We start from the raw sequence: 12,174 nt of genomic DNA, 5'->3' as shown, positions 1-12,174 counted from the left end.
TCCCTCTTCACGCGCGACCGGGGTCCCGCAGCGATGCTCGCGCTGCGGGACCCCGGGTGGACGCTGACCGCTACCTGCGCTCGAGCTTGGCGATCGCCGAGGCGAGGGCCGCGGTCGCGTCGTTGACGGCGCGCTGCGGCTCGGACTTGCGCAGGACGTGCTCCGCCCGGTGCAGCGCCGCACGGACCTTCGCGGCGCTCTTCGGCGTGTAGGCCCGCAGGTCGAGGTCCTCGGCCTGCTCGACGGTCGCCTCGAGGCGCGAGGTGTCCGTGATGGGCTTGCGCACGCCCAGCCACTTCTCCGGGTCGGCGACCGCGGCGGCGCCGAGCTTCTCGGAGAAGTCGCTGTTGAAGATCAGCGGGTTGTGCGTCGAGCGCCAGCTCAGCTGGTCGGTCAGGCCCCAGAACGTCACGCGGTCGATGTCCTGCGAGTACTTCTTGTAGACCGCGAAGTACTCCGCGAACCGCTGCGCCTGGATCTTCTCCAGCTCGGCCCGGTTGGTGATCTTGCCGACCCAGTAGTCGAACTCACCGCGCGAGATGCGGTCCGCGACCGTCGGGTCGTTCAGGTCCCGGTACTGGGAGCGGTCGTCGCCCTCGGGCTGGCCGTTCCACGCCTCCCAGACCTGCAGGTCGAGCTCGCTGATGCTGGCCTCGAAGCCCGCCTCGGTGATGAGCTGCAGCGAGCGCTCGACGGACGCGTGGTCGGAGCACGCGCCCGGCTTCCACTCGGGCGCCGCGTCGTTCACGAGCTTCGGAAGCCGCGTGTTCGTCGAGCACGCGAACGCCGGGGTCTGGTTGATGTAGTTGTGCGACTGCATGCCGATCGCCTCGACCAGCGGGCGCGGGTCCTCGGGGTGCTGGGCGGCGTACCGCGCGTTGAGGTCCGTGGCCATCGCGATGATCGCCTGCGCCTTGCCCTCGGACTGGAAGACGTTGAAGTCGTTGTACTCCAGCCGCGTGTCCGGGTCGTACGTGCGGGCGAAGACGAACGCGTCGTACAGGAAGTCCGCGGGGCTCTCACCCTCGGCCAGGTCGCCGCCGTTGCGGTACGCGTTGTACCAGTTGGACCAGCCGCCGTTCGGGCCGCCGCGCAGGAAGTCACGCCAGTCCTGCGTGGCGGGGTCGAACTCGTCGAGCCCGTCGACGAACGCCTCGTTGACGACGTCCCACGAGACCGTGCGGCCCTTGAAGTGCGTGAGCACCTCCTTGATGTAGCGCTCCATGTTCGCCTTGGCGAGCGCGCGCGTGCCGCCCGTGGTGCCGGTGTTCAGCCGCGGCGGGGACTGCCCGTGCCAGACGAGCACGTGGCCGTGGACCTTCATGCCGTGTGCGAGCGTCTCGTCGACGAACTGGTCCGCCTGCTCCCACCGGAACGTGAACTCGCCCGTCTCAGGGTCGATGTTGTCGTTCGGCAGCAGCTGGTCGGGCTTCATCGCGTTCTCGGCGGTCATCACGCTGTAGTGCCGCGCGATGGTCTCCGAGTTCGGCGAGCCCTCGGCGTACGTGCCGGGGTGGGACCAGATGTTCCCGACGTCGAAGTAGTCGCGGTACGCCTTCTTCAGCGACTCCATGCGCGGGCGGAACGTCGTCGTCAGCGTCACGTCCTGCGCGGGCATCGTGAACTCGTCGACGCGCGCGCCGATCCAGTTCAGCTCGGTGGACGTCCAGCCGCCCCACACGTCGCTCTTGTGCGGCGTGGCCGTCAGCTGGACCGTGTCGCCCGCCTTGTACTTGCCCGCGCCCGTGACCTTGCCGTGCCCCTCGACGCGGATCGCGACGCGGAACGTGTCGCTGTGCCCCGGTGGCTTCGGGTGGCCGGGGTGCGCCGGCGCCGGGGCGGGACCGCCCGGGTGGGCCTGCACCGGCGTCGCGAACCCGACCGCCGCGAGCGCGACCACCGCCCCCGCGCCCACCAGCCGCGTCACCAGTCGTCTTCTGCTCGGTGCCGTCCCAGCACCCTCACGTCGTCGTGCGGTACGTGCCGTCATGGTCACTCCCTCTCGTCCCCCTACGGATCGGGCGGGCCTCGGCCCGCCCACCACCCGCACCACCCGGGGCGGCCGTGTCGTCGCTGACCGGCAGCCCTGCGCGTCCCGGCGTTCTTCATCGGTGAAGAGCGCCGCGCGGACGACGAGCGTGCGGTCCGGGTGTGGCTGCCCAACGTAGGTAGGGCATTCCAGGACGTCAAGGACGGGCAAGGAGCAACCGGACCGACGACGAGGGGCCCGCGTCCTCGCAGGCGCGGGCCCCTCGTCGGGATGCCAGGTCAGGCGCGGAAGAACGTGCGCAGGTCGTCGACGACGTCCTCCGGCACCTCCATGGACGCGAAGTGCCCGCCGCGCTCGTGCTCGGTCCACTGGACGATGTTCGTGTTGTCCCGCTCGGCGAACGGGCGGATCGTCTTGAAGTCGTCGGCGAAGACCGAGACCCCGGTGCGGCCGTGGCTGACCTGCGGCTCAGCCTGTGCGCGGGCCTCCTCGTAGTAGAACCGCACGGCGGTCGACGAGGTGTTCGTCAGCCAGTACAGCGAGACCTGGGTGAGCACCTGGTCGCGGGTGAGCAGGCTCGTCCCGTTGCCGAAGTTCTCGAACAGCTCGCTCCACGCGAGCTGCCCGACGGGCGAGTCCGCGAGCCCCGCGGCGACGGTCTGGGGTCGCGACGAGTTGGCAGCGGCGAAGCCGGCACGCTGCTGGAACCAGCCGAGGAACTCCAGGGCCGCGTGGTCGGCGGGCGTGAGCTTCTCGAACTCCGCGGGATCACCGGACGGGAACGAGAACAGCTGCAGCACGTGCGCACCGAGGAACCCGGGCGGGTCCGTCACCGCGAGCTCGCGGCCGATCATCGCGCCGCCGTCGCTGCCGTGCACCCCGTACGACTCGTACCCGAGCCCCCGCATGAGCGTGTCCCAGGTCCGCGCGAGGCGCGCCATCGTCCACCCGGGCTCGACGACGGGCGTCGAGAACCCGAACCCCACCATCGACGGGATGACCACGTCGAACGCGTCCTGCGCGCGGCCGCCGTGCGCGACGGGGTCCGTGAGCGGGCCGATCATGTCGAGGAAGTCGACGAACGACCCCGGGTAGGTGTGCCCGAGCAGGAGCGGCGTGGCGTCCGGCTCCGACGAGCGCACGTGGATGAAGTGGATCGTCTGGCCGTCGATCTCGGTGAGGAAGTGCGGGAAGGCGTTCATGCGCTCCTCCTGCGCACGCCAGTCGAACTCGTCGCGCCAGTACGCGACCATCTCGCGCAGGTACGACTCCGGGGTGCCGTAGTCCCACGAGTCGCCGGGTGCGGGCGTCGCGAACCGGGTGCGGGCGAGCCGGTCGTGCAGGTCGTCGAGGACGGCCTGGTCGATGGAGACCTGGAACGGTCGGACGGTCAGGGTGGGCTGCTGCGTCGTCGTCATGACAGTCACGTTATGCACCGTTCCGGCACAGTTCGTTCCTCTATGGTGGGGATGTTCCGACGATCATCGGAGACCGCATGCTCGAGACCTCCGCCCGGCTCCTGCGCCTGCTCGCCCTGCTGCAGTCGCGCGCTCGCTGGACCGGCGACGAGCTCGCCGCACGCCTCGGCGTCACCACCCGCACCGTGCGCCACGACGTCGACCGCCTGCGCACCCTCGGCTACCCCGTCGACTCCGTGCGCGGCACCGGTGGTTACTACCAGCTCGGCGTCGGCACGACGCTGCCGCCCCTTCTTCTCGACGACGACGAGGCCGTGGCGATCGCCGTCAGCCTCGGCGCCGTCGCGGGCCTGCGCGGCATCGAGGAGACCGCGGACCGCGCCCGCGCGAAGCTCGAGCAGGTGCTCCCCCACCACCTGCGCCGCCGCGTCGCCGCGCTCCGCGACGCGTTCGAGCACGGCCCGCTCAACACCGACAGCAACGTCCCCGACCCGGAGGTCGACCCCGCGCTCATCGCCACCATCGCCGCTGCCATCCGCGACCACGAGTCCCTGCGCCTCCTCGAGGACGAGGCGCCCCGCACCGTCGAGCCCTACAAGCTCGTCACCTGGCAGCGCCGCTGGTACGTCGTCGCCCGCGACCCCGCCACCGACACCTGGGCCCCGCACCGCCTCGACCGCATCACCCTGCGCACCCCGAACGGCCGCCGCTTCACCCCCACCCCGCTCCCCGGCGAGGACTACACGGGCCTCGTCGCCCGGGAGGTCGCCCGCGCCGGCTGGGCCGTGCACACCCGCATCACCGTCCACGCCTCAGCCGAGCAGGTCCTCGCCCGCATCAACCCCGCCGTCGGCGTCGTCGAACCCGTCTCCGACACCGAGTGCGTCCTGGTCACCGGCGGCGACAGCGTCGAGATCGTCGCCGTCTACATCGGCATGCTCGGCTACGACTTCACCGTCACCAACCCGCCCGAGCTCGCGGAGTACGTCGCCGTCCTCGGCCGCCGGTACGCGGCGGCGACACACTGAAAGTGGCTGCACGATGACGGCCGACGACCGGTTCGAGCGGCGAACGGTGTCGACTGCGAACTGGCCGGCATGTGCCTGCACTACCCGGAGCCGCGCGTTGTCGGTGACGCGGCGCTCCGCGAAGCTCGACCCAGGCCGGCTCTTCCCCGGGAAGAACTGGTGCACGACGAGGGTGCGGCCCGGGGTATGGCTGTCGAACGTCGGTAGGACATTCCGGGGCGTCAACGACGACGCAGGAGCATCCGCCCGTCCCGACCAGAACAGATCTCGGCGGTAGCGGGACGAGCGCGAAGGCTCGCCGCGGGAGGTCACTCAAAGGGGCACTGCGTGGGCCCCGTTCTCACGCCGGAACACAACCGAACAGGCCGACGGGAGAACACCGCCGGGACGGTCAGCGCAGGCGGTAGAACCAGTTCCCGGCGTAGTCACGGTCGACCGTCTCCTGGGACTCGACGGTGAACCCCTCGCACAGGGCATCGAACCCGAACCTGCCTGCCACCTCTGCGACCCGCCCGCCGGCCGACGAGTCGCGCGCGAGCTCGTCGCGCTCGACGTCGGTCGTCGTGCCGAGCCACACCCAGAACGGGAACGGCTCGCTGAAGGCGGTCACGTACTCGACGCGCACGACCTGCTGGGGTCCGAATGTCGCAAGCAGAGCTTCGCGGAGCGCCTTCATCCTGGCGGCGTCCGGCCTTGGGCGACTCACGGCGACCCCCTGTCGATCAGGCATCCGCCGCCGTCGGATCGAACGAAGTGCGCGCGCGACGGAGCGCGGCTCGACAGACCTCCGCGGCTCGCCATCCAGGCGGTCGGCCTGCGCTTGACGCGGGGCCTCCTGGGCGCTCGCTCGCCGCTCGCCGTCGGGTGCCAGCGCGTCGTTCGTCACGCGCCGAGCGTACGGGCTGGGTCTCCTCACCGGCGGCGACAGCGTCGAGATCGTCGCCGTCGACATGCTCGGCTACGACGTGACCGTGACCAGCCCGCCCGAGCTCGTGGAGTGCGTCGATCTCCTCGACGGCGGTACGCGGCGGCGAGGCACTGAACGAGCGGTCATGTTCGCGACGAGCGCGCTCACAAACCAAAGCCCAAGCCCGCGCCTCCCATGAAGACCGTCCGGCTCTTGCTAACACTTCGGCAATAACTGTTAGTACGATTGCGTGCATGGCAACGGAAGTCGCGACGCTCGCGGTTCCAGCGACGGCTTACGAGTCGCACCACTGGCTCGCGCAGACCGACGGCATGAGCTCGCGCGCGCAGCTCTCGAGCGCCTCCGGCCCGTACGAGTCCAGCGTGCCCGCGCGGATCGCCGACCACTCCGTGACCATCCCCTCCGACCTCGGGGCGGACGTCGACGAGGCGACCGCCGCACTCGCACGGTTCGACCTGTACGCAAGCGCGAAGCTCGGCGCCGAGAGCGCGACGCTCGGCCCGATGTCGTCGATCCTGCTGCGCACCGAGTCGGCCTCGTCGTCGCAGATCGAGAACCTGACGGTGGGCGCCCGCCAGCTCGCGCTGGCCGAGATCGACCAGTCCGGCAGCGAGAACGCGCAGGTCGTCGTCGCCAACGTCCGCACGATGGAGGCCGCGCTCGCCCTCGCCGACCACCTCGACGAGAGCGCCATCCTCGCAATGCACGCCCGGCTCCTGGGCGGACAGCGAGGCTGGGAAGACCACGCCGGCACGTACCGCGACGAGCTGGTCTGGGTCGGCCGGAGCAGGATCAGCCCGCGGGGCGCGTCGCACGTCGCCCCGCAGGCCGAGCAGGTGCCCGAGGCGATGGCCGACCTGGTCCGCTACCTGGCCCGTGACGACGTGCCGGTCATCGTCCAGGCCGCCATCGCACACGCGCAGTTCGAGACCATCCACCCGTTCGCCGACGGCAACGGCCGCACCGGGCGGGCACTGGTCCACGCGATCCTGCGCGGGAAGGGCGTCATGACCCGCACGACGGCGCCCATCTCGGCGGGGCTCCTGACGGACACCGAGGCGTACTTCTCGGCACTCGGCGCGTACCGCCGCGGTGACGCCCGGCCCATCGTCGAGCAGTTCACCCGCGCGAGCCGGTACGCAGCCTCCACCGGAGTGAGGCTCGTCGACGACCTGGCCGCTCAGGTCGACGCCGCCCGCGAGGCACTGACGGCTCGACGGCTGCGACCTCAGGCCTCCGCCTGGCGGGTCGTTCCCCTGCTCATCTCGAACCCGGTGGTCAACGCCCGGCTGCTCGTCGGGCGCTTCGGCACCAACGAGGTCGCCGCGCAGCGAGCGCTGGCGCAGCTCACCGACGCCGGGGTCCTGACCGAACGCACGGGCATGAAGCGCAACCGCATCTGGCAGCACTCAGGGATCCTGAACGTGCTCGACCAGTACGCGCAGCAGATCCCTCGTCACTAGCTGTACTGCCGACACCCCGCTCAGGCACGGCTGCGCGGCCCGAGGTCTCTTGAGGTGCCGAGCGCTGAGTGGAACGCTCCGGCCATGAGCTTCGAGGTGTACGCGCAGCGCTTCGTCGGCGGTGAGCCGGCCGAGGCGGAGAACGGTGTGCTGGCTGAGCTCCTGGCGCCACACCTCATGAGGGTCCAGCCGGAGTTCGACTTCGCCGAGCTGCACTTCGACGACGGGACTGCCGACCTCTACGGGGTTGCCGAGCCAGGGTCAGGCTTCATGGTGAACCATGTGAGCGGGCAGTTGGCCTGGGAGCTGTTCGCCCGGATCGCGTCGGCCGGCGACATGGTTCTGATGGCCCCTGGCGTGCCGACGATGCTCTTCCGCGAAGAGGTGCGGCAGCACCTGCCTGAGGACCTGGCACAGGACGCGGTCGTCCTCAGTTCCGGCGCGGACATCCTGCGGACCTTCTCCAACGCCTGAGCCCGTACCGGCGTCAGATCCACGACCTGCGACACACGGTCGCGTCGCTGCGCATCGCCGCCGGGACGGACGTGAAGGCCGTGCAGGTGATCCTCGGGCACTCCGCCGCGACGATGACGATGCATCTACGGCACCTGTTCAGCGAGGCAACGGGGCAGGCGACGAGCGGCTGCCCGTGATCTCGCTGATGCAGGCGACCCGGGCGATCGAGCCACCGTCCTGATCTGCGCCACGGGGCTGGAGCCCGACGGCTCACGTCGGCTCTCATTCCCGGCCTGGCCCGAGTCACAGGCGCCGCACGTACCCGCACTCTTCGTGGACCCAGCGATCCAGGTAGGCGCGCCTCGCGCTGTCCGCGCCGAGAGCCTCGAGCCATTCCGCCGCAGCACGCTTCATCTGTGCGACGGCGGCGACATCCTGCTCGACACCGCCACGCCCGGGCGCGTCCATGGCGTCCGTCAGGGCACCCCAGATGAGGTAGAGCCCCCTGACAGCTCCTCGGCTGGAACTCCGACTGTCGGCGACAAGGCCTCCATCGCCATGCCAAGGAAGCGCATGCCGGCGTCGTACGTCGGCCAGCCGTCATCGGCGTGGATCACGGCACGCGCCAGGTCGGCCGTCGACGCCAGAAAGTCGGCCGTGGAGCGCCCGCACACGCCACCCATGATGACGGATTGCTCGTGCCGACGCTCGGAGCGTGCACGGCCTACCCGCGCGCGAGTTTTCGTCATACGATATGCGCGTGGTGAGCGACGACCAGATCCAGCAGTGGGCCGATGAGGCCGAGGCGGGCTACGACGTCCACGCGCTGAGGCGTCGAGGGCGCGGGCGCCCTGGCCGCGGGGCTGAGCCGATGCAGGTCGTGGCCGTCCGACTCACGGCTGAGGAGCTCGACGCCCTCGACGCCGCGGCAGCCAAGCAGGACATGACCCGGTCCGAGGCGATCCGGGCCGCGCTCGCCCACTTCGCTGCGTGAGGGTCCACCGCAGCGCGCGGAAGCACGGCGTCGCGGAGGATGACGCGATCCAGGCGGCCGCGTGGTCGCTGTGGATCGAGCCACTGGACGACGACGGCCCGCCCTATCGCGAGCTGCGCCTCGGCTTCGACACCCAGGCCCGCCTGCTCGAGACGGTGGTACTCACGCTCGAGAGCGGTGACGAGATCGTCATCCACGCGATGCCAGCCCGCCGGAAGTACCTCGACCTGCTGCCATAGGGAGCGCCGCCGAGGCTCGGCCCTCGCTCGGATCCAGGACCGTAGATGGCCGCCTCCAGAGGAGACGGAGACCTAGTCTCGGAACATGCTTCTGGCCAAGCCAGCCGACATGTGCACACTGCTTCTTCGTACGGACTACTCCGACGATGTCGCCTGGCAGGCGGCCGTCAACGCGGCGACCGCCGTCTACGACGCCGGAGACTTCGACCGAGCCGGCGCTTCGCTGCAACCGTTCGAGTCGCCCGAGTCGGCCGGCCTGACGGCGCCCGACCTGGTGCGGCTGCCTCGCGACGGCTACCTCTCTCACCTCGCAGTCGCGGACGCCCGCACGATGAAGGACCTGACGGTCATGTTCGTCGACATCAACGACTACAACGAGGAGGTCGGCCGCACCTTCCGGGCGGTACCGCAGGAGGTCGAGCCCATCACGGCGAACCTCGCGATCGGCAACCTGGACTTCTTCGAGTTCGCGGATGCCGCCGACACCGATGGCGTCTTCCGCGGCTTCAAGGCTCCGGAACCAGAGCCCTAACGCTGCTACCCGGGCACCAACCCGTCGCCTGACCTGCGACGAACCTCTGTACGCCTGGGCAGAGTCGAACTGCCGACACCCGCTTTAGGAGTTCGATCTTGGACTGTGGATAACGCGCTGACCTGCGGAACTACATGCGGGTAGTTCGTCCGGTGACCCCGTTCCGGGGTACCGGCTGACCACACACTGACCACAGTCGTGCCGCCTCGGGACTCAGCTCGACTCCTACTCCCTCGCCCGCGAGCCGCACCACCCACGGCCGGCGCCCCCGGGCGCAGCGCGGGACACGCGTGCGGATGGCTGGCAGGCAGGGGTCCCAAGCACTGCCTCCTCGTCATCGCGCCCACTACTCTCCGGAAGGTGGACCTCAAGGACGGCACGCTCGACCGTTGCTACCTCTGGGTCCTTACGACGCCACAGGCAGCGCTTCTCGTCGTAGCGCTCGGCATCTTGACCGTGGTCGGCTCGCTGGTCGAGCCGCACCTATTTGCACAGTGGGCCCCAGAGCCGCACGAGGCACTCGGCCATGCCTGGCAGATCCACACGGCCTTCCTCTCGATCGGCGTAGCAGGTATCGCCATAGCCTTTCAGGCATTTCCCGAGCCTCCGCTGGCAGCAGGGCCCGCGAGACGCGCCGTGGTCGACTTCATCGCGTATCGCGGCCTGCTACTCCAAGGAGCGGCAGCCAACGCGCTGCTGGCGATAGGAGCCGTGTGGCTAGCCTCGGACCTGAACGTCGTGCTGGGGACCGTCTTCGTGCTCGCCCCGTCGGTGGTGCTCGTCTTGATCGCTTACGCACGGCTCGCGCGCATCTTCTCCGATCCGCACCAGATTGAGGTACTGACGGTTGCGAACCTGAGAAAGGGCTTATTGCTCGAGGTTCTCGGAATGGAGAAGGATGCCGAAGCGGTCGCCGCGCACTGGGACGGGGTCAACGCCCGCCCCTACTTGATCGAACGCAGCGGCACTTCGCCTGACGAAGGCTTCGCAGTCACCTACCAAGGAGAACCGACCACACTCGTTCGGTGGGACTTCACCCGGCTGGACAACGCTAAGGCGCTACTCGACGGACCAATAGGGCCGAAGGCCAGCGAATCGCCCGCCCCGGAGGAGGCGGACGTCACGGGGGCACGGGTTAGGCTCCTCCTGCGTCCGGGCGCACCCGTAATGCCGGGCAACCCAATCCTGCGCGTGTCCGGGATCCGGCCCGACATGGAGCCACGCCGACTCCAGGGAGCGCAGCGCGCCCTCCTCGCCGCAGCCATAACCGGGGGAAACGATTGGCGTGCCCGCATCCGTGCCGAAATGGCTGACCTGGAAGACGGCGTCTTGGAGGCAATTCGAGCCGGGCGTCTCGGGCGCACCGAGCGTGGGTACACCTACTACCGCGAGGTGATCGATTGGATCCGGTCCGAGACGCGCCGGCGAGGCTCGAAAGCGGCACCCGAGCAGCTGCGCTGGATTGAGTCGCAGACCTGGGAGGTCGACGACGCCGCAGTGCAGGCTGGCTCAAGGTTCGCAATGGCGGCCACGAGCGCAGCGCAAGCCAGGTGCACGAGAGCCGTCAGGTCGAACGACCTCCCCGCCCTGCAGGCTGCCCTCCTCACGTTCCCTCACGCCTGGCGTCTGCTCCTGGACCAACCGGCCTCCGGCGAAGACGCCCAGGAGCACGCGCTCGTGGCTCTTCAGAACATCGCCGAACTTATGATTCCCGCGGAGTTGGCCGACCAAAGCGCGGCGGTCGACAGCGCAAAGGCATGCATCTGGACCTACGTAGAGATGATCAAGCACTCCCTCGACGGCCCAGGCCTGGACTCGCGCGCTCTTCGCGCACTCGACTACATGTCGAACCTATACCGATTCGGCCGTCGCGACCTCGACGCAGCCCTCGTCCACAAGAATGCCGGCTTGATCGCGCTTGCAGCCTGGGTCATGTACTCCCAGGAGAAACTCGGCAAGCTCGCGGGAGTCGACCCAGCACCGCTCTTGGAGCGCCTCGACCGGCGGTCCGTTGGAGAGGCGCTCGAAGTTCTCGACGAACGACACGAGTCTGCTGGGCAATGGCGCTTCTGGGAAACGCGCGACGCCCTACCGCTAGTAGCCCAGTCACTCGAGTTAGGTTCCTTTGCGGTGCGGGTCGGGCTACTGGCCATGCGCGGATCCCCTGGCTTCACGATCCGCAACGATGAAGACCTTAGCCTCGCACAGCGACTCGTGCACGCGTCGGGACAAGCCGCCCCGCTAGGCGGCGCAACGGACTCGGCGAAGTACAAGGTGGAGACCACGGTCGAGGCTCTTAGGAAGATGATCAGCGAGTGGGAGGAAAAGCAGAACCGGATCCTCGCCGAACTACCTCTCGACGACTCGAGAGTGGACGCCTTCGTGAACACGCTTCGTCAGTCTCTGGTGGACCCGCCAAGGCTTCTCGATCTCTTCGTCGGACAAACGTCTTCGGCCTCTTGGTCCACCGTCGGCCAAAGGCGGGTGCTCGGCATGAACGTGATCGTGCCCAAGGTGTTCTTCGTCGAGTCGCCCCGGACGATAGCGCCGCCAGAGGACCTGGGCCGACAGTTGGCCAACGCAATGGTTCGCGGCGAAGAGGCGTCCATCGTTGAGCAATGCCTCGACCTAGGCCACGAGCACAGTGCGCGGGTCGCAGACCTGCCCGCTCTGCTTTTCGGCCTCGCGACCGACATGATCGAACCGGTAGCAATAGCCTCCTCCTATGAGGCCCTCGCCACACTTGGCGTGCGGGACTTCGAGACGGGCGAGGTGCGCCTGAATCAGTCGGCGATTCGAGTGTTTCCACTGTTCGATGACAGCTTGGATGGAAAGGTCATCTTGGTCGACCGTCTCCACAGCCTGGACGCGCTGCGAGAGCCCGAAGCGAAAGAGGAGCTGGAGCCCCTCGCCGACGTAGGCGTTGCGGTCGGTGTCTTCACACATCCGTCCAAGGGGTCGGAGCCCAGGGCGCGAGTCGAACTCGGCGAGTCGCTGCAATGGCGGGTTGTTGAGGAGCCCCGCGTCCACGCGATCACCATCATCGACGAAGCCGACGCAACTGATGAGGGCGCTCCAGAAGGGTGACGTAGGCACTAGCTGAGTGCTCACTCACCCGGATGCGGC

The 12,174-nt window shown here is 69.0% G+C and carries 11 protein-coding genes; 8 read left to right on the top strand and 3 right to left on the bottom strand.

The genetic code is table 11. The annotated features are described in order from the left end of the window. Positions 1-70: 70 nt before the first annotated feature. On the bottom strand, positions 71-1,927 hold the full coding sequence (locus tag F1D97_RS06435) for an endo-1,4-beta-xylanase (RefSeq protein WP_236123043.1): 1,857 nt from the start codon (positions 1,925-1,927) through the stop codon (positions 71-73). Between the two features lie 341 nt (positions 1,928-2,268). After that, complete coding sequence (locus F1D97_RS06430; RefSeq protein ID WP_236123042.1) at positions 2,269-3,408, bottom strand: epoxide hydrolase family protein; 1,140 nt, start codon at positions 3,406-3,408, stop codon at positions 2,269-2,271. A gap of 77 nt (positions 3,409-3,485) precedes the next feature. On the opposite strand from F1D97_RS06430, the gene F1D97_RS06425 reads away from it, so the two are divergent. After that, positions 3,486-4,436 carry a helix-turn-helix transcriptional regulator gene (locus tag F1D97_RS06425; protein ID WP_236123041.1) on the top strand — a complete coding sequence of 317 codons (951 nt, stop codon included), beginning with the start codon at positions 3,486-3,488 and terminating at the stop codon, positions 4,434-4,436. Positions 4,437-4,827: 391 nt separating this feature from the next. Here the strand turns inward: F1D97_RS06425 and F1D97_RS06420 are convergent, their stop codons facing one another. Next, complete coding sequence (locus tag F1D97_RS06420; RefSeq protein WP_236123040.1) at positions 4,828-5,322, bottom strand: hypothetical protein; 495 nt, start codon at positions 5,320-5,322, stop codon at positions 4,828-4,830. Between the two features lie 275 nt (positions 5,323-5,597). Between F1D97_RS06420 and F1D97_RS06415 the strand changes: the two genes are divergently transcribed. The 7 genes from F1D97_RS06415 to F1D97_RS06385 all read left to right on the top strand — a co-directional run bounded on the left by F1D97_RS06415 (position 5,598) and on the right by F1D97_RS06385 (position 12,135). Continuing rightward, positions 5,598-6,827 (top strand): Fic family protein, encoded by a 1,230-nt coding sequence (locus F1D97_RS06415; RefSeq protein ID WP_236123039.1) that lies wholly within the window; start codon positions 5,598-5,600, stop codon positions 6,825-6,827. An 84-nt stretch (positions 6,828-6,911) separates the two neighbouring features. Continuing rightward, a complete protein-coding gene (locus F1D97_RS06410) occupies positions 6,912-7,301 on the top strand; it encodes a hypothetical protein (protein WP_236123038.1) in 390 nt (129 codons plus the stop codon). Then, positions 7,298-7,480 (top strand): tyrosine-type recombinase/integrase, encoded by a 183-nt coding sequence (locus F1D97_RS17535; protein ID WP_396022580.1) that lies wholly within the window; start codon positions 7,298-7,300, stop codon positions 7,478-7,480. The genes F1D97_RS06410 and F1D97_RS17535 overlap by 4 nt, the downstream gene beginning before the upstream one ends. Positions 7,481-8,037: 557 nt before the next feature. Further along, the gene (locus F1D97_RS06400; RefSeq protein ID WP_236123504.1) at positions 8,038-8,277 is read left to right on the top strand and encodes a ribbon-helix-helix protein, CopG family; all 240 of its coding nucleotides are present in this window, start codon (positions 8,038-8,040) and stop codon (positions 8,275-8,277) included. After that, positions 8,274-8,516: a toxin gene (locus F1D97_RS06395; protein ID WP_236123037.1), complete on the top strand. Its 243-nt coding sequence runs from the start codon at positions 8,274-8,276 to the stop codon at positions 8,514-8,516. The genes F1D97_RS06400 and F1D97_RS06395 overlap by 4 nt, the downstream gene beginning before the upstream one ends. A gap of 85 nt (positions 8,517-8,601) precedes the next feature. Then, the gene (locus F1D97_RS06390) at positions 8,602-9,048 is read left to right on the top strand and encodes a DUF6924 domain-containing protein (RefSeq protein ID WP_236123036.1); all 447 of its coding nucleotides are present in this window, start codon (positions 8,602-8,604) and stop codon (positions 9,046-9,048) included. A 360-nt stretch (positions 9,049-9,408) separates the two neighbouring features. Beyond that, positions 9,409-12,135, top strand: coding sequence for a hypothetical protein (locus tag F1D97_RS06385; RefSeq protein ID WP_236123035.1), 2,727 nt, complete (start codon positions 9,409-9,411; stop codon positions 12,133-12,135). Positions 12,136-12,174: the final 39 nt, after the last annotated feature.

This window comes from Cellulomonas palmilytica (assembly GCF_021590045.1).
Classification (GTDB): domain Bacteria; phylum Actinomycetota; class Actinomycetes; order Actinomycetales; family Cellulomonadaceae; genus Cellulomonas; species Cellulomonas palmilytica.
The sequence above is the reverse complement of the archived record's forward strand: the minus strand, read 5'-3'. Positions and strand labels throughout refer to the sequence as shown.